Genomic DNA, 22,316 nt, shown 5'->3' with positions numbered 1-22,316 from the left:
AGCGCCTCGCCATCACCAAGCCCGCAAGCCCCGGATCAACGCACCGGCGCTTCCGCGCGACTGCCCAATGTCTGGTTGTAAAGCCCGCATGACGCCCAAAGCCGAATGCGGCTTCATGAATTTTTCAGGCTAGGTCGACGGTTTTTTCGTGCCGGTACATCAGTGCTGTGTAGTTGCGCTAACCAGTGCGACAATCGCCTGATCTAACACATAAGGTGCTTTTACTGACGGCGACCACGCTCAGAATAATTTTATTTTGAGAATAAATATGATTATTCATACAACAATCATATTTTAGCTAATTGTTCGAAGATTCTGTTGCTGTCAGTTCGTCATTATGCAATTATGAGTTGTCTTTATCAGAATAACGCAATCTATAATCATGAAGGCGGACCTCGATGCAATCGTCTGAGTCAATGGGTCAATCCAGCTTCAGTCGTTCGACGCCGGTGAAGGCGATCCAACCCGGTGGCGTATCGGTCACCGCATCGCCAATGCTGCTACCGGCGGGATATCTGAGTACCAACGGTAACCAGATCGTCGATGCGGCGGGAGCACCCGTGCGGATCGCGAGTGTTGGCTGGAATCAGAACTTCACGAATATTCCGGGCACCGTCGCCGCGATGGTGGCCGCGGGCTTCAATACGATCCGGCTTGACTGGGTCGATGCCACGCTGTTCCAGGCCAACCCGGTCGATTCGATCAACCTTGCCACGATCAAACAGATTGTTGCCGCGGCGGAGGCAGACGGGATGAAGGTGATCCTGGATCACCATACTGATGAGGCCGGCACCGCGGGCGATGGTTATGGCGCCCAGCAGCAGAACGGGCTGTGGTACGATCTGGGTCCTGGCACAAACAACACCAACGGCGTCGGCGTAACCGGAACCGTGACACAGGCGCAGTTTCAGGCCGATTGGGTCACGGTGGCCAAGGCGTTTGCCGGCAACTCCACCGTGATCGGGTACGATTTGGCCAACGAACCGCTGATGTATGGTTCGGCAGGTGCCACCGGCGTAACCTGGGGTAATTATACCGCGACCGGCACCAACAACGGTGTGGTGGGTGGCCCCACCGATATTCATGCGATGTATCAAACCGTGGGCGATGCGATCCAGGCAGTGGACCCCGGCGCACTGATTATTGCGGAGGGACCGCAGAATTACGGTGGCAATTTCGCGGGTACTGGCACCGCACCGGAAGGCGATCTCAGCGTCGCCGCGAAGGACCCCGTGGTGCTGAACGACCCGAACAAGGTCGTGTATTCGGTTCACGAATATCCAACCGAAATTTCCAATATACCCGTCGATTCCGGAGCGGCCGCGGTGACCAGGATGAACCAGGCCTGGGGCTATCTGGAAAGCACCAACACCGCCCCGGTATGGGTGGGTGAAATGGGCAGCAGCATGATCACTGCCAATTCCCAGGCCTGGGCCTCGACGATGACCGCCTATATGAACGGTCATGATGGCGCACAGGGCGGGCCGGTATTCACGGCGCGGCAGCAGCCTGTCGGTGGCGATTGGTGGGTGTGGGGGTATCTGCCGGGTGAGGCGCCGGACGGCACGTTGAACGCGAACGGCAGCCTGAATGCGGCGCAAAAGGCTGTCTGGAGCCAGTTGCTGCCGATGACTTGCTTCGCGGCGGGCACCCGGATCATGACCTTGCGCGGGGAGATCGCGGTCGAGCAGCTTGAAATCGGCGAGATCGTGATCTGCGCGAACGGACGGACCGAGCCGGTCTGCTGGGTTGGCCGGCGTACCGTCGATCTGGCGCGGCACCCAACGCCGGAGCGTGCGAACCCGATTCGGTTCGAGCCGGGGTCGATCGCCGACGGTGTGCCGCGCCGGGCGTTGCTGCTCTCGCCGGATCATGCATTGCTGCTCGATGGGCATCTGATTCCGGCCAAGGCGCTGGTCAATGGTGCGACCGTCCGGATGACCACACCCCGCAGTGTTACGTACTACCATGTCGAGTTGCCGGCCCACTCGGCTCTGTTTGCCGAGGGCACCCCGGCGGAATCGTATCTGGATACCGGCAATCGTGGCGTGTTCGAAAACGGCGATGCGCCGTTGGTGCTGCATGGCCTGTTTGATCAAGCGCGGCGCGTTGCGAACGGCTGCGCCCCGTTTGCCGAGGCCGGGCCGGTGGTTGAGGAACTGCGCCGCCGTTTGCTGGATCGCGCCGCGATCGTGACCACGGCGGACGCTGCCGTCGAGGTGCGGTACTGTGCGGCCGGGGCGGTTATTTGCAGCCGCTCGGCGGTGCCGGGCGAACTAATGCCGGACCCGCGTGATCGCCGGCGATTGGGGGTCAAGATCGCTGGCATCACGGTCGGAGGTGTGGCGATTGCGATCGATCAGCCATCGCTGACCGATGGATGGCACACGATGGAAGCAGATGGGCGGTGGACGGACGGTGCGGCTGTGATACCCGCGGAACTGCTGGAGGGGCGGCGTGATGTGAAGGTGACGATCGTGGCTTCGCTGGCCTATCCGGTCGATGCCCGGGCCCTTGATACGGTGTGCGTGGCTTAGCGGAGTACCCAGACGAGTAGAGCTGCGATCATCATCCAGAATGCGATTCCCAAAGCGAGGGCTTTCAGCAGGCCCCGCGCGGGTGCGTGGCGAGCATCGTCAGGCAGCGGAGGATCAGGGGTTTGCGCGCCGGGCACCGCGCCATTTGCGGTCCCGCGAGCATTGCCGTCCGAACCACCGAGCAGATCACGAAAATCAACCTTCGACATCGACATTGACCTCGGCGCTTTACCGGCTCACGGCATCGTGCCCGGCACAGGATGAAAATCGTCGGTCCCGGCAACTGGTCGCACGCTGATGCTCCGGTATCTGGTCTTGGTCTCGATTACACCTTTATCATTCACTCCTGCAACCTGAGTGTGTATGGTCTGACGCACAAACCAAATAAATCAGCGTTTCGGGCCGAAATTGGCGAATACGGTGCGGTTTTTATTGTCTTCCATCAACATGCGGAAACCTTCCAAGGTAGTGAACCCGAGGCCGCGCGGCAGGCCGGTTTCAGGATCGGGTTCGATCGCGCCATAGGCGGCACCCGACAGTTTTTCCCATTTGCCGGCGGGTTTCTTCGCTTCGATATTCACGACAGTCGCTTTGCAGACCATGCGGACCACCGCCTCTTTCGGCGCGGAGGGTTTGGTCAGGCTGGGGTGGCCGGCGATCACGGTCCAGCCATTGGCCAGCGCCCAGGTGGTCAGTTCGTCTTTGGTCATTGTAGCCTCCTTATTGTTCAGGCGTGCGAACCGGCGGCCCAGCCGCTGGCCCAGGCCCATTGAAAATTATAGCCGCCGAGCCAGCCTGTGACATCGACGGCTTCGCCGATGACGAACAGGCCCGGCACAGCCCGTGCCTGCATCGTTTTCGAGGACAGGTCGCGTGTGTCGACGCCGCCGCTGGTCACTTCGGCCTTGGCGTAGCCTTCGGTACCGGCCGGGGTCAGGCGCCAGGATTTCAGGGCTCCCAGGATGCCGGCCAGGCGATCATCGGTAAAGCTGCCGATCGGGTTGGGCGCGATCGGGGCGGGCAGAAAGACATCGGCCATGCGGCTCGGCATCATGTCCGCGATGATGCTGCGCAGCGCCGCCTTCGGGCGGGCGCGTTTGCGGGCGGCGAGGCCGGATGCCGGCTCATCGGGCAGCAGGTCGAGCATGATCGGCGTAGCATCGCGCCAGGCCGATGAAATCTGCAAGATGGCCGGACCGGACAGGCCACGATGGGTGAACAGCATGGCTTCGCGGAACGCGGCATGACCGCAGCGCGCCAGGATGGGTTGGGAGACGCCGGCGAGCGTGCTGGTACGTGCTAATTGAGCAGCGTCAAGCGTCAAGGGTACCAAGGCCGGCCGGATTTCGGTCAGGCGGAGGCCGAATTGTTCGGCGATGTCGTAGGCGAGACCGGTCGCACCCATTTTCGGAATCGACAGGCCGCCGGTTGCGAGGATGAGGGATTCCGCGGTGACCGTGCCGTGATCGGTCTCGATCCGGAAATGATCGGCGCGGCTGACGCCGGTGATCTTGCGACCGAGAGCGATGGTGACCTTTGCGGCGGCGCATTCATCGAGCAGCATCGCAACGATGGCGCGGGCCGATCCGTCGCAGAACAACTGGCCGAGCGTTTTTTCGTGCCAGGGGATGCCGTGCTTGTCGACCAGAGCGATGAAATCCTGCGGCGTGTAGCGCGACAGGGCGGATTTGCAGAAATGAGGATTGGCCGACAGGAACCGGCCGGGCTCGGTGTCGAGATTGGTGAAATTGCAACGCCCGCCGCCGGAGATCAGGATTTTTTTGCCGGGTTCATCGGCGTGGTCGAGCACCAGGACCCGGCGACCACGCTGACCCGCGGCGATCGCCGCCATCAGACCCGCGGCACCGGCACCGAGGATGACGACGTCGTAGTGTTGCATCCGCATGCCGGACGTTATCGTAGTATCATTCATCAGGGGGATGTACGACGACATGCACGCCGAAGCGATGCTGGCAGAGTTCATTCTGGCGATTCACCTCATCGTCATTGCATTTAACGTCCTGGGACTGGTGATTGTTCCGCTCGGCGGTCTGCTGGGCTGGCGGATCGTGCGCGTGGCGTGGCTGCGGCTACTGCATTTGGCGTTGCTGGCGATCGTGGTTGGGCAGGCCCTGGCCGGGCGGGCGTGCATTCTGACGATCTGGCAGGACGAGCTGACCGGCCAGAGTAACGTCCCGTCGCCCATGATCATGAAATTCATCGATGGACTGATTTATTGGAATCTGCCGCTGTGGGTGTTTACGGTTATCTATGCCGCCGCGTTCCTGTACGTCGTGGCGTTGGTCGCGCTGGTGCCATTCTGGGGGCCGCGCCACAGACCGCTATGAAAACTTAATTTGTATCACTGGGTATTTAGCTATACTGCGGTTCTGCATGCATATCACGCTCCGACAGCTACGGGCGATCGCGGCCTTGCACCGGCATGGATCGGTCACCCGGGCGGCGGGCGAGTTGAACGTCTCGCCGCCCGCCGTAACGCTGCAGGTCAAAGCGCTGGAGGATCAGTTGGGAATTGCGCTCGTTGAGCGATCGGCCGGCGGGATGGTGCTGACCCAAGGCGGCATGGTGATCGCTGACGCGTCAACCAGGATCGAGGCGGTGCTGCGGGAATCCGAAGCGCGGTTGGCTGCGATCGTTGGTGCGGAACGGGGTGAGGTTCGCGTCGGTATTATCAGCACGGCCAAATATTATGCGCCGCGCGCCCTGGCGTCGTTTTCGCGGGCTCATCCGGGCATCGATCTGCGATTGATCGTCGGCAATCGCGACGAGATCATCGACGGATTGGCGCATCATGTGGTTGATCTGGCGATCATGGGTCGGCCACCGACCGAGATGAAGGTGATTGCCGACGAGATCGGCGATCATCCGCATGTGGTGGTTGCCCCGCCCGAACATCGGCTGGCAACCGCGCGCGGCATTGCCCCGAGCGAGCTGAACGACGAGGTCATGCTGGTGCGCGAAGTGGGCAGCGGTACCAGGCGTTTGATGGAATTCTACTGCGAGGAAGCAGGTATTACGCCACGGATCGGCATGCAGATCGGGAGCAACGAGACCATCAAGCAGTCGGTGATGGCGGGATTGGGAATTTCGTTCATCTCGGCACATACGATCGACGCGGAAGTGAAGGATGGTCGGCTTGCCGTGCTTGATATCACAGGCCTTCCCATCATCCGCCAGTGGTTTGCGGTTCATCTGACGGAACGGGCGATGATGCCGGCATCCGCTGCCCTGCTTGGCTTCCTGCGTGAGCAAGGCGGCAGTTTTCTACCGCATGCCGCGATCGCATCACTGAAACGAGGCGGCACACGGGCAATATGACCTCGTGTCATGACCAGTCGATGGCCAATTATACATTTAATTTGATATAATAATGAACAATGATTGCAGTGCCCGCTGTAATTGAAGAAGCCGCGCATTATATCTGTGATGTCGCCCGCTCAGGAATTACGCTGGTCGACAATGCGGCGACATTAAGGCGGATGTGCCAAACCTTCGCCGCATCCGACTCCGAACTCGCGCCGTGGATGGAACACAGTCGTCTTCGATCGATCCACTCGTAGGAGTTTGAAACCCATGCGTATTGCCCAAATTGCCCCATTGACTGAAGCCGTGCCGCCGAAACTGTATGGCGGCACGGAACGCGTTGTCTCGTTCCTGACCGAAGAATTGGTTGCGATGGGGCATGATGTCACTCTGTTCGCGAGTGGCGACTCCGTGACGCGTGCCAAGCTCGAAGCCGTTTGGCCGCGCGCTTTACGGCTCGATCCGACAATTCGCGATTTCATGGGGCCGCATGTCCTGCTCATGGAGCGCGTTCGTCAGATGGCGCATGAATTCGACGTCCTGCATTTTCATATGGATTACTGGCCTGCCTCGCTGTTCTCGCGCCAGGGGGTGCCATTCGTCACCACGCTGCACGGCAGGCTCGATCTGCCGGAGCTTCGCCCGATCTTTGCTGGCCTGCCGCCCATGAATGTGGTTTCGATATCGGATAACCAGCGGCTGCCGTTGCCCGAGGCCAATTTCATCGCGACGATCCACCATGGATTGCCGGAGTATCTTTTGACGCCTCGGCCAATGGCGCAGGAGTATGTTGGTTTTCTGGGACGGATCTGCCCTGAGAAGCGACCGGATCGGGCCATCCGAATTGCGCGGGCTGCCGGGATTAATCTGCGACTGGCTGCCAAGGTCGATCGGGCGGACATCGATTATCACGAATCCACGATCAAGCCGATGCTGGGACCGGACGCTGATCTGATCGGTGAGATCGATGATCGCAACAAGCCGGAGTTTCTGTCGGGCGCGAAGGCGTTGCTGATGCCGATCGACTGGCCGGAGCCCTTTGGTCTGGTGATGATTGAGGCGATGGCCTGCGGCACACCGGTGATTGCCTATGGTCATGGATCGGTTCCCGAGATCATCGAAGACGGGGTCACCGGCTTCATCGTTGACAGCGAGGAGGAGGCGGTTGCGGCGCTCAGGCGGATCGGTGATCTGTCCCGTACGCGGATTCGTGCCGAGTTCGAACGCCGCTTTACGGCGCGCCGCATGGCGGAAGATTATTTGGATACTTACGAACGGCTGATGGTGCCGAAGAGCGACCGGTTGCGCCTGGTTGGCTGACCGACTGCGACGCCGCCCCCGGTCATGGGGCGGGATTGGTTAGACCGCCGAGCGGCATGCCCGTTGGATACGAATTCAACCGATGGGTTCCCCGCCTGGTTGAACGTGCCTGATTGAACGTGACCGCAAGTTCCGCCATGGTCCGCGCCGCATGAGCCCTGTCCCTTATTTCGCCCATCCCGGTTTCGCGACCTTGGCGCTGCCGCGTCATATTGCCCTGCTTGCGGGGCTGGCTCTATTTTCTGGCATCGTGGTGCGAGCCATGATCTCGATTGGCGTACCCGACCGGCCCGATGCCCGGAAGGCTCACACGCGGGTCACGCCGAAATCGGGCGGGGTGGGCATTGTTGCTGCGTTCCTGCTTGGTATTTCCCTGCTCTATCGATATGGCGAAGTGTCGCGCCTGGCGGCGCCGCTGTTTCTTGGTGTGATCGCCGCAGCCGTGCTGATCGCGGCCGTGTCATTGCTCGATGATCTGTTTGATTTTCCGTTCCCGGTAAAGCTCGGTGCGCAACTGCTGGCGGCGCTCGTCGCAGTCGGCGCGGGGCTGTCGGCGCGGACATTCGACCTGCCGCTGCTGGGTGCCGTGCCCCTGGGCATCGCCGGACCGGTGCTGTCGCTGATCTGGATTTTGTTTGTGACCAATGCGATGAACTTCATCGATGGGCTCGATGGCCTCGCCGCCGGCACCACGTTGATCGCGTGCCTGTTTTTGGCAGGCATTGCCGGGCTGCACGGCGGATTTTTTGTCTACACCACGGCTTTGCTCCTGGCCGGCGGCGTTGCCGGGTTTCTGCCGTTCAATTACCCGCGCGCGCGGATTTTCATGGGGGATGTCGGCAGCCAGTTCTGTGGCTTCATGCTGGCCGTGTTGGGCATCGCCGCGACACATTACCAGCAGGTTTCACTGTCGTTTCTGGTGGTGCCGCTTCTGTTGTCGGGCGTTTTGCTCGATGTGATGTTTACCCTCATGCGGCGCGCCGTAACGGGCCAGAACATCGCTCGGGCGCACCGTGGGCATCTTTACCAAGTCGCCCATCGCGCGGGCATGGATGCGCGGTTGGTTGCAGCGGTTTATTGGGGGTTCGCCGGATTCGGCGGTGTGGTCGTCATCGCGTTTCTACACGCTCCCACCGATTGGAAGCCGGTGGTGATTTTTGCGCCTCTCCTGCCCTTCGCGCTGTGGGCGGCCTATGTGGTCACGCGTACCAGGCGCGCTGACATCGGGCCATGGGGATAGCGATCGTCAGAGTCGGGATCAGATCAATCGCGTTTCCGCCTCCAGCCCGACCATCGAGGCCAGGCGCGACAGCCGGCGGTCGATCGGATCGCCGGCAAAGACACCGCTCGATGCATTGAGCGTGAGGAGCAGTTTGCCACGATTGATCGTCAAGCTGGTCGCGGCCAACAGTGTGGGCGTGCCAGCGGAGAGTGTGTACGCCAAACGCAAGGCCGCGCCTAAAGTCTCGGCCCGGCGGGCCGCCGCCATATCGAGCAAGGCCCGCGCGGGTCCGAGGAAGGGGCTTTCGATCGGCGCTTCATAGCGCAACGCCAGGGTCAGGGCGAGGAAGGCGCGGGCGTGGTGATCGAGGCCGACACCGGTTTGGCGGAGGACGCGTAAAAAGGCTTGTTCGGCGCGATATTCCGGATGTTCATGATTGCCGATGTCCGAAAACCAGCAGGCGCCCTCACGCAGCCTGCGCTGGCCGTTGGTCTCCGTGGCGAACAAGGGCGCAGTCCACGCAATGAGCGCGTCTGGCAGGGCGGCATCGCGCAGCAATCCAACGGTGAGGTCGCGCCCCGCCGCGACCAGCGGGTCTTGCCGACGCATCTCCGCAGGAAGTTGGCGCAGAAACCAGCCTTCGCGTAGTCCATTGGCGCTGAAAACAACGCGTGCCGCATTGGTAGCCCGCAGCAGGCGCCGGAGAATGATGGCCGCGTAGGGCAGATCGTCGATCCGCTTGCGGGCAACGCCGGGCATGCGCTCGATCAGCTTGCGCCCCGCTTCGGCGATAACGGCCGAAAGATCGCGGGCTTCGTCGCGACCGATGGTGTAATGGTGCACCATTGCGAGCGGGTAGCCCGTTTGCGCGATATGAATGCGGGCCAGTGCACGGAATGCGCCACCCGACACATAAAGGTCGCCACCAGCCCCTTCGCCGAGAAACGGGATTGCCTCAAGCTCCTCGGACACGATTGTTTTGGCACGGAGATGATCGTTGCCGGCACGTTCGGCGAGGCGGATCACGCCGATCGGCATCGTCGCCGCTTCGCCGATGGTGCCGGCGGACAGGCGCACGACCTCGAGCGAACCGCCCCCGAGATCGGCCAGAATGCCATCGGCGGCCGGAATGCCGCAAAGCACACCCTCGGCGGAAAGGCGCGCCTCCTGCTCGCCGGTCAGGGTAATGACCTTGAGGCCGGGCGTTGCCGCTTCCAGCCGTGCGGTGAATTCGGGACCGTTGGCGGCGTCACGCACGGCGGAGGTCGCCAGCGCCTCGAACGGATGGGCACCCATGGCGCACGCGATCGCGCCGTAGCGCTGCACCACGGTAACCGCTTCATCCATCGACGCCGGGTCTAGGTTGCCGGTCGCGATCAATCCGCGCGCGAGACGCAGGACCGCCTTTTCATTGAAGATCTGCACAGGATTGCGCGATTGACCTTGGAAGACAACAAGGCGGACAGAGTTGGATCCCAGATCAACCACGGCACGACGGGCATTGCTTTGCATGAGGCGCTGCGTAGCGTGTCTGGTCGAGGTCGGATAGTGGGCCTCAAATCGTTGATTTGATTGAACGCGTCGGGTATCTGCGGGCAACCGTTCGCGGCATGTCGCGATGGATACGAGGTACGACCGACCATCAGCCGAGGTTTTGCTGCCTGTTCATCAAAATTGGCGTTTGACTTCGCCGGACGGCATCGCACTATAGGGTTTTCGTGAAAGAAAGTTGTGTGACATGATATCGTCTCTGATGCCGAACTATAATCGGATCGACGTTTCGTTCAGCCACGGCGAGGGCGTGTGGCTGATGACGGATGACGGTCGCCGATTTCTGGATTTCGGCGCGGGGATCGCGACCTCGTCGCTCGGACATGGTCATGCCGGATTGACCCGGGCGATTGCTGAGCAGGCCGCCAAAGTTATGCATGTCTCGAATCTTTATCGGGTGCCGCAGGCTGAACGACTGGCGGCGCGTTTGGTGGACGCGAGTTTTGGCGACAGCGTGTTCTTTTGCAACTCAGGCGCCGAGGCCAATGAGGCTTTGGTCAAATCGTTCCGAAAGACGATGGCGGATGAGGGCAAGCCGGAACGGTTTCGGGTGATTTGCACCGAGGGTGCGTTTCATGGTCGAACACTGGCGATGATCGCCGCGACCGGCAATGCCAAATATCTCGCGGGGTTTGGTCCGGCCGTCGAGGGTTTCGACCACGTGCCATTCAATAACCTGAATGCGTTACGCGCCGCGATCACGCCGGAGACCGCGGGGATTCTGGTCGAACCCATTCAGGGTGAAGGCGGGGTGCGGCCAGCCCATGCCGAATATCTTCGAGGATTGCGCGCGGCGGCCGATGAGTTCGGCCTGCTGCTGGGGTTCGACGAGGTGCAATGCGGCATGGGGCGGACCGGCAAACTATTTGCTCATGAATGGGCCGGCGTCGTGCCGGACGCGGTCAGCATGGCCAAGGGAATCGGGGGCGGATTTCCGCTCGGCGCCCTGATCGCCAACGAGCGTGTCGCTAAACACCTGGTGCCGGGTAGCCACGGTACGACCTACGGCGGCAACCCGCTTGCCTGCGCCGCGGGCAATGCTGTGCTCGACGTCGTTCTTGCACCGGGGTTCCTGACCCAGGTCGGACGGGTCAGCGGGCGTTTCCGGGCCGGGCTCGAAGCGTTGGTGCACCGCCATGGCGACGTATTTGGCGCTGTGCGGGGGCATGGGCTGATGCAGGGTCTGGTCTGTCTGGTGCCGAACGGCGAGGTTCAGACGGCGTGTTTTAACGAAGGGTTGCTGGCGGTCGCCGCAGGAGACAACGTGCTGCGTCTGGTTCCTCCGCTGATCGTCTCCGAATCGGAAATCGACGAGGCGCTGAACCGCTTGGATGGTGCGGCGCGGCGGTGCAGGCCGTCACTGTTTGCGGATGCCGCGAAATGAGTATTGCGGTCGAGACGGCCGTCAACGCGAACCAGCCGAGGCATTTTCTTGATCTGGCCTTAATCGAGACGCCTGTTTTGCGGCGAATCCTCGATCAGGCGGCGCGGTTCAAACGTGCGGGTCGATCCGCGGCGCGCCCGCTGGCAGGGCGGTCGCTCGCGCTGATTTTCGAAAAACCGTCGACGCGTACCCGTGTGAGCTTCGAGATGGCGATGCGCGGTCTTGGGGGCGATGTGGTGATGTTATCATCAAGCGAAATGCAGATCGGTCGGGGTGAGACCGTTGCAGATACCGCACGCGTACTGTCGCGCTACGTTGATGCGATCATGCTACGGACGGATCGTGAGGCGAAACTGCGCGAACTGGCCACCTATGCGACCGTTCCGGTAATCAATGGCCTCACCGAACGGTCCCATCCATGCCAGGTCATGGCCGACGTGATGACGTTTGAGGAGCGGCATGGCCCGATTTCAGGCCAAACCGTGGCTTGGATTGGCGATGGCAATAATATGGCCAAGAGCTGGATCGAGGCGGCAGTACGGTTCGGGTTTCGGCTGAATTTGGCCTGCCCCGCCGAATTACGCCCCGACGCGACGACATTGGAATGGGCCGAAGCGGCCGGTGCAAATGTCGTCCTGACCGACGATCCCGAAACGGCAGTCATAGACGCGCGTTGCGTGGTCACCGACACCTGGGTGAGCATGGGCGACGAAGACGCTGAGCGCCGGCACAGCCTCCTGGCGGGTTTTCAGGTAAACGAGCAATTGATGGCGTGCGCATCTGAGGATGCTATATTCATGCATTGCTTGCCGGCCCATCGCGGCGAGGAAGTCAGTGCCGGGGTGATCGATGGGCCACAGTCTGTCGTGTTCGACGAAGCGGAAAATCGGCTGTATGCGCAACAGGGAATCTTAGCCTGGGCGCTGGGTGGTTGACCTTACGTGTTCAGTCGCGACGTATCGCTTTATCTGGGCGGATGACGTCCGCAGATTGGTTACGATCTGAGCTTGTATGCGGTTCGCCCGCCGTCCTCGAAATTGGTCCGGCGGAACACGCCGCACCGTTGCAGGCAGCGATGCAATCCGGAACGGGCCAGACGGGGGCGGTGACCTGTCGCTCATAGGGGCGATTGTTCGCCAGGAGACGCGCCTGTTGGCGCAAGGCGTTCCGAATTGCTCTATGTCCAACTGACAATGGTGTGCATTTTGGCTCCCCGGGGATAATTGGCATATCGGTGAACGAGTGGTGGTTCTTCCAGTCTGCAATCGCATTCGGGTTTGTCCCGCAGCAGATCGCCAGTGTCTTCACTCCCGCCTGACGATCTGTGTCGCGCGACGCACAACGCCCCCGCTATCGCGGTCGCCGCTGACCATAACAGTGCGGCGGTCGCTCGGCTGCGACGTGGAAGCGCATGGATTTCGTAAAGAACAGGCGGAGCGGTTCGGGAATGATCGCGGAAAGCAGGGACCCGAGGTAGAGCGGGCGCGGGAAGCCGATGACGGCCTGCTTGGCGGCGATGCCGCGGGCGATAAGCGTGGCGGCCTGGGGGGCTTTGAGTTTCATGGGTTGTTCGCCGATATGGGTGTCGGTCATCGCGCTTTCGACATAACCCGGGCAGGCGACAGAGACTGTGACGCCGGTACCGGCGAGGGCGGCGCGCAACGCGAGGCCGTAGGACAATAGTCCTGACTTGCTGGCGCTGTAGGCGGGTGCGTCGGTCAGGGGCGAGAAGGCGGCGAGCGAGCTGACCAGGACGATGTGGCCGCGGTTCCGACTGCGCATGGCGGCCAGGACGGCGTGCGCGGTGGCAAGGGCGCCGAGCAGGTTGATTTCAATAACGCGGGCGGCAGTGGCGAAATCTTCCAGGGTGCCATCGGCGGTGCGGCCTTCGAGCACGCCGGCGTTGGCGATCAGCAGATCAATCGGATGGGCGCTGTCGCTGGCGGTGAGGAACGCCGTGAGGGTTGCCGTGTCGCGGGTATCGATGCTGGCGGTTTCGACGATCGCACCCTTGGCGCGTGCGGCGGTGGCGATGGTGGCGAGGCGGGTCTCGTTGCGGGCGATGAGAATGAGCATGACGCCCGGTGCGGCGTAATGAAGTGCGAGTGCAGCGCCGATGCCGCTGGACGCGCCGGTAATGACGATGCGGTTTGGTGTGGTCATCAGGTGGCGCGCTTGATCATCAGTTTGGCGATCGTCCCGAGCGAGATGCCTTCGCGTTCGACGCCCGCGACTTCTTCGGCGGTGGCGGCAACCGCGGCGCGGATTTCGGCTTCGGTGTGTTCCGACGAGATGAAGAACCGCAACCGGGCGGACTTCTCCGGCACGCCGGGCGGCACGATCGGAAAGGCGTTGATGCCGCGTTTGAGCAGGCGTTCGGCCAGCAGGACGGTGCGCAGGGAGTCGCCGATGATGACCGGTGTGACGGCGTAGCCGGCGCTGGTGCCGACCTCGAGTCCGGCTTCGCGGGCGAGGTGGAGGAACAGCTGGCCGTTGGCCTGCAGGCGGGCGATACGCGCGGGTTCGCGGCGCATGATCTCGATAGCGGTGAGAGCGGCGAGCGCTGCGGGCGCGGACATACCAACGCTGTAGACCATGCCGGGGGCGGCGAGTTTCAGGAAATCGATCAGCGGGCGGCTGCCGGCGACGTAGCCGCCGCAGCTGACCAGGGTTTTCGACAGCGTGCCGAGCCAGATATCGACGCGGCGGGGATCGACGCCGGCTTGTTCGGCGATGCCGCGGCCGGTGGCGCCGAGCACGCCGACCGAGTGGGCTTCATCGACCATCAACCAGCAATCGAAGCGGTCCTTGATGTCGACCAGGCGGGCAAGGTCGGGACCGTCGCCGTCCATCGAGAACAGGCCTTCGGTGATGATCATGACGCGTTCGAATTTGTCGCGCGTGGCGGCGAGCATGGCCTCGAGGCCGGCGAGGTCGTTGTGCGGGAACGGCCGGCGGGTGGCGCCGCTGAGCTGGGCGCCGACCACGACGCAGTTGTGGATCAGGCTGTCGTGCAGGATCAAATCCTTCGGGCCCAGCAGGGCAGCGACCGTGGAGATGGCCGTGGCGTGGCCGCTGACAAACACCAGCGCGTCATCCGCCTCATAGATGTCGGCCAGGGCGCGTTCCAGCTGGCGGTGGAAATCGCGCTCGCCGGCGGTGATCCGGCTGGCGGAAACGCTGGTGCCCCAGGTTTTTGTCGCCTCGATCACGGCGGCGGTGATGTCCGGGTGGCCATTCAGGCCGAGGTAGTCGTAGGAAGCGAAATTGATCACCGGCTGGCCGGCGATCACGCTGCGCGCACCGGCCATGGCATCGTGCACCCGGTAGAACGGGAAGTTCAGATGCAGCGCATCGGCCACCGCGCGCTGGGTGCGGAAGGCCTGATAGGCGGGCAGGGTTTCGAAAGACGTATCGAATTTGCCGCCTGACGTTGCCGCGCCCGGCGTTCTGGTACCGCCGTGCAGCGGGGGTTCGACCGCGGGGGTCTTGACCATGGTTTCCAGCAGGGCGGCCTTGAAGCCACGGCTGAACCGCCCGCCTTCGGTCTTCATAGCAAGGTCCCCGCGGTGCTGCGCTGCGCCTCGATCGCTTCGTTGACGGCCATCAGTTCGGAGACGCCGATGTCGCGCGCGCCGTGCTGCATCAGCAGGCGGCGTTCGGCATCGCCGAGGCCTGCAGGGGCGTCGGCCGTGGTCGCGGCGGCACCGGCGATCAGGCGGGCGGCGAGATCGTTGACGCTGACGCCCGAGTTGATCGCGACGACCGGCAACTCGACGCCGAAGCGGGTTTCGATGCCCATGCGGAGTTCGATGCTCATGAGCGAGTCCATCCCCAGTTCATCAAGCCGGCGGGCCGGGTCGATATCCTCGGCGGCGAGGCGGAGAATGCGGGCAACTTCGGCGGCGACGAGCGCGGCCACCAGGGCGCGGGCTTCGGCGTCCGGCTTGCCGGCGATCATGCCGGCGAGGTCGAGCCCGGCATCCGCGCTGATGCTGTCGGCGGTGGTGAACAGGCCCGCGAAACTTGGGGTTTGCAGCAGTTTCAGCGCGCGCAGCATCCCGTTCGGGCGGATGGTGGCGCAGTAGACCGTGGCGGGCACGGTGTTGCCGGCGGCGAGCAGGCCGCCAAGATAGCCGAGCGCCTCACGCGCCCGCATCGCGGCGATGCCGCTGATGCGTTCGAGTTTCGCCGCGGTCTCCTGATCGCGCGCCAGCACGCCGGCATCGGCGATGCCGCCCCAGGCGACCGCCAGGCCGGGCAGGCCGCGGGCGCGGCGATTGCGCATCAGCCCCTGCAGATAGCCATTGGCGGCGACATAGGCAGACTGGCCGGGGTTGCCGATCATGGTGGTGGCGGAGGAATAGGCGACGAAATAGTCGAGCGCCTGATCGCGCGTGGCGTGGTCGAGCTGGGCGGCCCCGATGATCTTGGGGGCCAGCACCGCGCGCGTGCGGGCCGGCGTGAGGTTGGCGATCAGCCCATCGTCGAGCACCATGGCGGCGTGGATGATGCCGGCGACGCGGCCGTGTTCGGCGGTGAGGCGCGCGATCAGGGCGGTGACCGCGGCCTGGTCGGTCGCATCGAGTGGTTCGACCAGAATGGTGGTGCCGAGGCTGGTCATCGCCTCGGCGCGGGCCTGCAGCGCGGGTTCGAGCGTGCCGCGGCGCGAGGCGAGGACAATGGTGCGCGCGCCCTGTTCGGCGAGCCAGGCGGCGGTTTCGAACCCGAAGCCGCTGGTGCCGCCAACGACGAGATGCGCGCCGGCGGCCGGTTCGAAGCGGTGGACCGGCGCGGTCGTGGCCATCGGCGGGGATGGCGGGCGGACCACCAATTTGCCGATGTGCAGGCCCGATTGCATCGACTGGAACGCCTCCGCCGCCGCTCGCGCATCGAACGCGCGGTAGGGCAGCGGGCAGAAATCGCCGCGTTCGAAGCCCGCCACGATGTCCTGCATCAGAGCCTGGGTGAGCGGCAGGTTGGCGGCGAGCAGCTGATCGAGGTCGACGCCGAAATAGGTCAGGTTGCGGCGGAACGGGCGCAGGCCGAGGGCGGTGTTGGCGACATAGTCGCGCTTGCCGAGTTCGATGAAGCGGCCGAACGGCTTGAGGCATTTCAGGCTGGCGAGCATGGCTTCGCCGGCCAGGGAGTTCAGCACGACATCGACGCCGCCGATCGCATCGCGGATGTCATCGGCGAAGGCCGTGGTGCGGGAGTTGAAGATGAACTCGGCGCCGAACAGTGTGGCGAGCGCGCGCTTGTCGGGCGAGCTGACGGTGGCGATGATGCGGGCACCGCGGGCACGGGCGATCTGCATGGCGGCGATGCCGACGCCGCCGGCGGCACCGTGGATCAGCACCGTTTCGCCTTCGCGCAACTGGGCGAGATGGACCAGCCCGTACCAGGCGGTGAGGAAGGCGACGGGAATTGAGGTGCTCGCCTCGACCGCCATGCCTTCGGGCAGTTTGGTGAAGACCCGCGCATCGGCGGTGGTGTGGGTGGCGAAACTCTGGCGGCCGAAGCCCATGACCGCGTCGCCCGGTTGCAGCGTGGTAACGGCGCTGCCGGCGCGGACGACGCGCCCGGCGCATTCGAAGCCGAACACCGCGCCGGCCAGCCCATCGTCGAGCACGTCGTCATCGAGCAGGCCGGTGGCGAGCATGACGTCGCGGAAGTTCAGACCGGCGGCAGCGATTTCGACCTCGACCTCGTGCGCGGCGGGAGCGGTGCGGGTGGCGGGCACCCAGTCGAACTGCGAGAGCACGCCCTTGGCTGGCAGTTCGAGCCGCGCGGCCTCGACCTGATGACTGATTTGCCCGGTGGTGACGCCGTTGGCGAGGCGGATGGCGGTAATGCCGGTGGCATCGATCAGCAATTCCGCCTCGGTGCCGGGTGCGGCGAGTAGCGCGGCGAGATGGGGCGCGGCGCTGTCCGGCGCGAGGCCGGGTGCGAGGTCTATCAGTTTGAGGGTGATGTCGGGATATTCATTGACCGCGACGCGGGCGAAACACCACAGGGCTTCGGCGGCGGGGTCGCTGCCGTCGATCCCACTCACCACCAGCCAGAGCCGGGCGGGCAGGGCTGCGATGGCGCTGAGCAGGGCGGCGAGATGATCGATATTGGCTTCGAGGCTGCGGTCGGCGGCGGTGAACACGTAATCGATCGTCTGATCCGGGTGCGCGGCGGCGATGCTGGCGCAGGCCGCGCCGAAACCGGCCGGATCGGTCGCGATGGACCGCACGGTGCGGCCCTGGGCATGGATGGTTTGGGTCAGCGCGTCGAACAACTCTGCATGGCCGATCAGCACGGCCGGCGGTGCTGCGGCGGCGGCCGGGGTTGCGACGGCATCCGGCCGGGCGAGCAGGATGGTGCCGGTGCCCGCACCGGTCGGGTACGGTTCGATCGCGTGGAAACCCGCGTGCAGCAGGGCGCGGCTGGCATCATGGCGGGAGACGCTGCGCGGGGCGCCGGCATCGGTCGCGCCGAGCAGGACATCGAGCATGATCGAGTCGGTCGGTTGCAGCACCGCGATCAGGCCGGCGGGGCCGATCCGCGCGGCGAGGCCGCGGGCGAGGGTTGCATCGTCGGTGATGGCGCCGGCGAAAGCCAGGGCGAGATCGTATCTGGTTTCGATCGGGGCGTCATCGGTTTCGGTGAGGTCGAGGATGTCGATGCCATCGACCGTGCCGCGCCGGGCCTGGAGGTGGCGCAGGCGTTTGCCGTCGGTGCCCGCGATGGTGACGGTGGCGCGCTGGGCGCGGATCAGCGGCAGGAGCGTGTGCAGCAGCCCCATCGAGCCTGGTTCGCCAATCAGCAGGCGCAGCGGATCGGGCGCGGTGCGACCAGCGAGGCGGCTGACCAGAGCGAGGGCGGCCTGGTTCAGTGGGGCGGCGAGGATCGACTCGGTCTCGAACTGGTCGATGATCGATGCGCTGACGACAGCGCGCGCACCGGTGGCGATGGCGGCGGGCAGGCTGCGCAGCGCCTGGGCGCCGAGCACGATTTCGGGCGTGGCGCCGGCGTGTTCGGCGGCGAAGGCTTCGAGGATCAGGGTGGCGGCGGGCAGGCCGGTTTCGGCTGCCAGGGTCCAGCGATCGCCGGTATTGGTGGCAAGGCCGGCGGCTTGCAGACCGGCGTAGAGGCTGGCGGCGAGCGGCGATGGCGGTTGGGTCTCGCGGCATTCGGTGAGCGCCTGATGGGCGAGCGCGCGGGCGAAGGCTTCGAGGATCTGCCAGGATTCCGGGCGTTCGGTTAGCACCTTGTACTGCAGCGCGGCCACGGCATCCTGGTACAGCGCGGCACCGGCGGCGAAGCGTTCGAGCCTGATGGCGGTCTGGTGGAACAGCGCGGGGGCGGCTTTGCGACGGTCGAACACCACGGCCCGGAACAGGCCGCCGGTCAGGGTTGCGATCACGCTGTGATCGGCGGCGTAGAGCGTGGCGGCGATCGAGAGCGAATGATCGGTCTCGCGATCGACCACGACGCGGGCGCGGGCGGGGATTGCGTCGTCCTGATCGATCCGCAGATTGGCGAAGCGGACCGGCAGATAGGCGTAGCGCTCGCCCTGGCGCAGTTTGATGTTTTCGAACAGCGCGTGGAACGCGGCATCGAGCGCCACCGGGTGCAGGATGTGCGGGCGGGTGAAGGCACCAGCGGACGCCTCGATCGGGGCGAGGTCGATTTCGATGATCTTGTCGTCGCGCCCTGCGGCGAGCACGCGGCGGAAGGAAGGGCCGTAATCAACCCCGGCATCGCTCGCGCTGGCGTAGACGCGTTCGGCGGTCATGTGGTGCGGCAGGTCGGCGCGGGCGATGAAGGCGGGCGGTGCCGAGGCCGGGCGGGTGATGCGGCCCCGCGCATGCAGCGTCCATTCATCGCCCGCGTGGCGGGGGCGGCTCCAGATTTCGACCACGCCGGTATCGCCGGCGAGACGGACCGAGATTTCGCGCATCTGCCCGGCCTGCAGCGGCAGCCATTGCAGCAGGTCGAAATCTTCGAGCGCGATCGGGCCTTCGGGCCAGGTTTCGCGCGCGACGGCGAGCGCCATTTCGGCAAAGCCGGTGCCGGGGACGACGATTTCATCGTCGATCCGGTGATCGGCCAGATAGGGTACGATCGTGGCATCGAGCAGATGGCGCCATTCGGTGCCGCCGGCCTGCAGGCGGCTGCCGATCAGCGGGTGCAGCGGGGCGGTTCCGTAGAAATCGAGCGCTTCGGCGGTGTGGTTGTGCGGAAACTGGCGGCGCTGCCAGGCGTAGGGCGGCAGAGCGATGCGATGCGCCGGACGGTCACCGAAGGCGCGCCCCACATCGAACCGCGCGCCCGCGGCCAGCGCGCGGGCGAGGATGGCGGTGAGCGGATCGCCGGGCAGGGCGCCGTTTTTTTCTTCGACCAAGCTTGCGAGTACCGTGCCGTCGACGCCGATGTCGCGCAGCGTGTCGGTGATGTTGTTACCGAGGATCGGGCGCGGGCCGATTTCGACGAACAGCGTGGCACCCTGACGGGCGGCGGTGGCGATCGCGTCGCGGAAGCGGACCGGTTCACGCACATTGTGCCACCAGTATTCGGCATCGAGCCGGTCGCCCGCGAGGGCTGCGCCGGTGACGGTGGAGATGAAGCCGGTTGCGGTGTTGCTGGCCGCGATCGCCCCAAGCGCTTCGAGCAGGGGGGCGCGGATCGGCGCGAGCAGGGCCGAGTGAAACGGGTAGGCGAGATCGAGCACGCGGGTGGCGATGCGGCGCTTCTGCGCGAAGCGGACGAAGCGGCGGATGGTGGCTTCATCGCCCGACAACGTGACCGAGGTGGGGCTGTTGCTGGCGGCGACTTCGAGGCCGGTGAAGCCGGCTTCCTCGATCAGGGTGGTGGCCGCGTCGTGCGACAGGCTGGCGACCGCCATGGTGCCGAGACCGTGGACATCCTCCTGCTGCTGGCTGCGGTGATAGATGATGTGCACCGCGGTGGCGAGGCTGATGGCGCCTGCGGCTTCGGCGGCGGCGACTTCACCGACGCTGTGGCCCAGCACCAGGTCCGGCGCGATGCCGGCGGCGGCGAGGGCAGCGGTGAGCGATGCCTGCACCGCGAACAACATGGGCTGGGCGATGCGGGTGAATTTGAGCCGTGCCGCCAGATCGGGGTCATGCAGGGCTTCGACCAGGGACCAGCCGGCGAGCGGCTGGAATGCGGCGTCGATCGCGTCGAACCGCTGGCGGAACGCGGCGGCGCGCTGATAGGCGGTGCGGCCCATGCCGGCCCATTGGCAACCGTTGCCGGAGAACACGAAGCACAGCCGCGCCGGTGCGGCCGGTGCGGTGCCGGTGGCGATGGTGGGATTGCTGCCGGTTTGCGCGAAATTCCGTAGCGCCTGCGCCATCGCGATGGCAGAGTCGACGGGAAGGGCGAGGCGGTGGCCGGCGAGGTCTCGCTGCCAGGCGACGGCGTTGGCCACGCGCGCGGGGGCGATGTCGCTTTTCACCATATGATCGGCGAAGGCGGCGGCGGTTGCGGCGAGGGCCGCCTTGGAATGGGCGGAGAGCATCAGCACCGCCGCGGTGCCGGCGCTGGCGGCGTCAGGGGCTGGGATGCCGGGTGCCGGCGTCGCGATTTCGATGCCTTCGGCGGCGCGCAGCACGACATGAGCGTTGGTGCCGCCGAAGCCGAACGAGGAGATGCCGGCGTGCAACGTGCCGGTAGCGGCGAGCGGCAACGCCGTTGCTGCCACGGCGAGGTTGAGCGCGCCGAAATCGATCGCCGGGTTCAGCGTCTCGGTGTGCAGCGTGCGCGGCAGCAGGCGGTGTTCCATCGCCAGAACGGCTTTGAACATGCCGGCAAGACCGGAAGCCGGTTCCAGATGGCCGATGTTGGATTTGACCGAGCCGATCGGCAGGATGTCCGCGCGTTTCTGCCCGAGCGCCTCGCCGATCGCGGTGGCTTCGGCGGGGTCGCCCACGGCGGTGCCGGTGCCGTGCGCTTCGGCGAAGGACAGGCGGGCGGGGTTGATGCCGGCCTCGCCGTAGATGCGTTCGAGCAGGGCGCGCTGGCCTTCCATCGCGGGAAGCGAGATGCCCGACGTGCGGCCGTCCGAATTGATGCCCGACGCCAGAGCAACGGCGCGGATCTGATAGCCGCGCTCGAGTGCGACATCGCGCCGCGTGAGCACCATTGCGACCGCGCCCTCGGCACGGACATAGCCATCCGCCGCGGCGGCGAACGGGCGGCACAGACCGGTGGGCGAGAGCATCGAGGCGCGGGAGAAGCCGATGAAGGGGGTCGGTGAGAGCAGCAGGTTGACGCCTGCGACGATCGCGACATCGATCCGGCCCGACGCGATCGCGGCCTGGGCTTCGGCAAAGGCGACCAGCGAGGAGGAGCAGGCGGTGTCGATGGTGAAGCTGGGACCGTGGAAATCGAAGATGTAGGAAATCCGGTTGGACAGCACCGAGAGGGTGTTGCCGGTCATGAAATGGCTCTCGATCGCGGCGGGATCGGTGGTGTGCAGGTTCCCGTAATCAAGGCTGGAGGCGCCGACATAGACGCCGACCTCCGTGCCGGCCAGCGTGCTGGGCGGGATGCCGGCATTTTCGAGCGCACCCCAGACGACATCGAGCAGAAGCCGTTGCTGGGGGTCGATTTCGGCGGCTTCGCGGGGCGAAATGCCGAAGACGGCCGGGTCGAACCCCAGCGGATCGTCGATATACCCGCCCGCGAAGGTGTAGCTGAAGCCGGGCTGGCTCTTGTCGGGATGGAAGAACCGCTCGGCGCGCCACCGGCCGGCAGGCAGCGGCCCGACCGCGCAGCGTTCATCGACCAGCAATTGCCAGAACGCAGCCTCATCCGCGGCACCGGGCAGACGGCAGGCGATGCCGTTGATGGCAACCTGCGAACGGTCGGGGCGGGCGGGGTTCGTGGGTAACGAAATCAAATCACTGCTCTCTTTCGGTCTGGGCAACGCAAGAAGTTTAATATTTTGCAACATAACATG

At 64.6% G+C, this 22,316-nt stretch carries 14 protein-coding genes; 7 read left to right on the top strand and 7 right to left on the bottom strand.

Annotation, left to right across the window (positions count from 1 at the left end; translation table 11 throughout):
• The first annotated feature begins 416 nt into the window (after nt 1-416).
• On the top strand, nt 417-2,537 hold the full coding sequence (locus tag AruPA_RS08675; RefSeq protein ID WP_265636261.1) for a Hint domain-containing protein: 2,121 nt from the start codon (nt 417-419) through the stop codon (nt 2,535-2,537).
• Here AruPA_RS08675 and AruPA_RS08670 read toward each other — a convergent pair.
• From AruPA_RS08670 to AruPA_RS08660, 3 genes are all read right to left on the bottom strand, one after another.
• The gene (locus AruPA_RS08670; protein WP_265636260.1) at nt 2,534-2,746 is read right to left on the bottom strand and encodes a hypothetical protein; all 213 of its coding nucleotides are present in this window, start codon (nt 2,744-2,746) and stop codon (nt 2,534-2,536) included. The genes AruPA_RS08675 and AruPA_RS08670 overlap by 4 nt on opposite strands.
• Nucleotides 2,747-2,926: 180 nt before the next feature.
• Nucleotides 2,927-3,247, bottom strand: coding sequence for a hypothetical protein (locus tag AruPA_RS08665; protein WP_265636259.1), 321 nt, complete (start codon nt 3,245-3,247; stop codon nt 2,927-2,929).
• A 17-nt stretch (nt 3,248-3,264) separates the two neighbouring features.
• Nucleotides 3,265-4,437 carry an NAD(P)/FAD-dependent oxidoreductase gene (locus tag AruPA_RS08660; RefSeq protein ID WP_265636278.1) on the bottom strand — a complete coding sequence of 391 codons (1,173 nt, stop codon included), beginning with the start codon at nt 4,435-4,437 and terminating at the stop codon, nt 3,265-3,267.
• A 40-nt stretch (nt 4,438-4,477) separates the two neighbouring features.
• On the opposite strand from AruPA_RS08660, the gene AruPA_RS08655 reads away from it, so the two are divergent.
• The 4 genes from AruPA_RS08655 to AruPA_RS08640 all read left to right on the top strand — a co-directional run bounded on the left by AruPA_RS08655 (nt 4,478) and on the right by AruPA_RS08640 (nt 8,421).
• On the top strand, nt 4,478-4,885 hold the full coding sequence (locus AruPA_RS08655) for a DUF2784 domain-containing protein (protein ID WP_265636258.1): 408 nt from the start codon (nt 4,478-4,480) through the stop codon (nt 4,883-4,885).
• A 46-nt stretch (nt 4,886-4,931) separates the two neighbouring features.
• Entirely contained in the window at nt 4,932-5,876 is a 945-nt protein-coding gene (locus AruPA_RS08650; RefSeq protein WP_265636257.1) for a LysR family transcriptional regulator, read from the top strand.
• Nucleotides 5,877-6,131: 255 nt separating this feature from the next.
• Nucleotides 6,132-7,181: a glycosyltransferase family 4 protein gene (locus tag AruPA_RS08645; RefSeq protein ID WP_265636256.1), complete on the top strand. Its 1,050-nt coding sequence runs from the start codon at nt 6,132-6,134 to the stop codon at nt 7,179-7,181.
• Nucleotides 7,182-7,332: 151 nt separating this feature from the next.
• A complete protein-coding gene (locus AruPA_RS08640) occupies nt 7,333-8,421 on the top strand; it encodes a glycosyltransferase family 4 protein (protein WP_265636255.1) in 1,089 nt (362 codons plus the stop codon).
• Between the two features lie 18 nt (nt 8,422-8,439).
• Here the strand turns inward: AruPA_RS08640 and AruPA_RS08635 are convergent, their stop codons facing one another.
• Nucleotides 8,440-9,915 (bottom strand): Ppx/GppA family phosphatase, encoded by a 1,476-nt coding sequence (locus AruPA_RS08635; protein WP_265636254.1) that lies wholly within the window; start codon nt 9,913-9,915, stop codon nt 8,440-8,442.
• A gap of 226 nt (nt 9,916-10,141) precedes the next feature.
• Here AruPA_RS08635 and AruPA_RS08630 point away from each other — a divergent pair, with 226 nt between their 5' ends.
• Nucleotides 10,142-11,338, top strand: coding sequence for an aspartate aminotransferase family protein (locus tag AruPA_RS08630; protein WP_265636253.1), 1,197 nt, complete (start codon nt 10,142-10,144; stop codon nt 11,336-11,338).
• Nucleotides 11,335-12,273 carry an ornithine carbamoyltransferase gene (argF, locus tag AruPA_RS08625; protein WP_265636252.1) on the top strand — a complete coding sequence of 313 codons (939 nt, stop codon included), beginning with the start codon at nt 11,335-11,337 and terminating at the stop codon, nt 12,271-12,273. The genes AruPA_RS08630 and argF overlap by 4 nt, the downstream gene beginning before the upstream one ends.
• A gap of 415 nt (nt 12,274-12,688) precedes the next feature.
• On the opposite strand, the gene AruPA_RS08620 is transcribed toward argF, so the two are convergent.
• The 3 genes from AruPA_RS08620 to AruPA_RS08610 are packed head-to-tail and all read right to left on the bottom strand — an operon-like array spanning nt 12,689 to nt 22,256.
• The gene (locus AruPA_RS08620) at nt 12,689-13,501 is read right to left on the bottom strand and encodes an SDR family oxidoreductase (RefSeq protein ID WP_265636251.1); all 813 of its coding nucleotides are present in this window, start codon (nt 13,499-13,501) and stop codon (nt 12,689-12,691) included.
• A complete protein-coding gene (locus AruPA_RS08615) occupies nt 13,501-14,892 on the bottom strand; it encodes an aminotransferase class I/II-fold pyridoxal phosphate-dependent enzyme (protein WP_265636250.1) in 1,392 nt (463 codons plus the stop codon). Before AruPA_RS08615 ends, AruPA_RS08620 begins: the two co-directional genes overlap by 1 nt.
• The gene (locus AruPA_RS08610; RefSeq protein WP_265636249.1) at nt 14,889-22,256 is read right to left on the bottom strand and encodes a type I polyketide synthase; all 7,368 of its coding nucleotides are present in this window, start codon (nt 22,254-22,256) and stop codon (nt 14,889-14,891) included. The genes AruPA_RS08615 and AruPA_RS08610 overlap by 4 nt, the downstream gene beginning before the upstream one ends.
• Nucleotides 22,257-22,316: the final 60 nt, after the last annotated feature.

The sequence above is a fragment of the Acidiphilium sp. PA genome (genome assembly GCF_026191915.1).
In the GTDB taxonomy this organism is placed as follows: domain Bacteria; phylum Pseudomonadota; class Alphaproteobacteria; order Acetobacterales; family Acetobacteraceae; genus Acidiphilium.
This window is presented reverse-complemented; position numbering and strand designations above follow the sequence as displayed.

What these genes read in the sequence shown, in the direction of transcription:
- AruPA_RS08650 (WP_265636257.1), top strand. Translation starts at nt 4,932, where the DNA reads ATGCATATCACGCTCCGACAGCTACGGGCGATCGCGGCCTTGCACCGG.
- AruPA_RS08630 (WP_265636253.1), top strand. Translation starts at nt 10,142, where the DNA reads ATGATATCGTCTCTGATGCCGAACTATAATCGGATCGACGTTTCGTTC.
- AruPA_RS08635 (WP_265636254.1), bottom strand. Translation starts at nt 9,915, where the DNA reads ATGCAAAGCAATGCCCGTCGTGCCGTGGTTGATCTGGGATCCAACTCT.
- AruPA_RS08660 (WP_265636278.1), bottom strand. Translation starts at nt 4,437, where the DNA reads ATGCAACACTACGACGTCGTCATCCTCGGTGCCGGTGCCGCGGGTCTG.
- AruPA_RS08655 (WP_265636258.1), top strand. Translation starts at nt 4,478, where the DNA reads ATGTACGACGACATGCACGCCGAAGCGATGCTGGCAGAGTTCATTCTG.
- AruPA_RS08645 (WP_265636256.1), top strand. Translation starts at nt 6,132, where the DNA reads ATGCGTATTGCCCAAATTGCCCCATTGACTGAAGCCGTGCCGCCGAAA.
- AruPA_RS08675 (WP_265636261.1), top strand. Translation starts at nt 417, where the DNA reads ATGGGTCAATCCAGCTTCAGTCGTTCGACGCCGGTGAAGGCGATCCAA.
- argF (WP_265636252.1), top strand. Translation starts at nt 11,335, where the DNA reads ATGAGTATTGCGGTCGAGACGGCCGTCAACGCGAACCAGCCGAGGCAT.
- AruPA_RS08620 (WP_265636251.1), bottom strand. Translation starts at nt 13,501, where the DNA reads ATGACCACACCAAACCGCATCGTCATTACCGGCGCGTCCAGCGGCATC.
- AruPA_RS08670 (WP_265636260.1), bottom strand. Translation starts at nt 2,746, where the DNA reads ATGTCGAAGGTTGATTTTCGTGATCTGCTCGGTGGTTCGGACGGCAAT.
- AruPA_RS08615 (WP_265636250.1), bottom strand. Translation starts at nt 14,892, where the DNA reads ATGAAGACCGAAGGCGGGCGGTTCAGCCGTGGCTTCAAGGCCGCCCTG.
- AruPA_RS08640 (WP_265636255.1), top strand. Translation starts at nt 7,333, where the DNA reads ATGAGCCCTGTCCCTTATTTCGCCCATCCCGGTTTCGCGACCTTGGCG.
- AruPA_RS08665 (WP_265636259.1), bottom strand. Translation starts at nt 3,247, where the DNA reads ATGACCAAAGACGAACTGACCACCTGGGCGCTGGCCAATGGCTGGACC.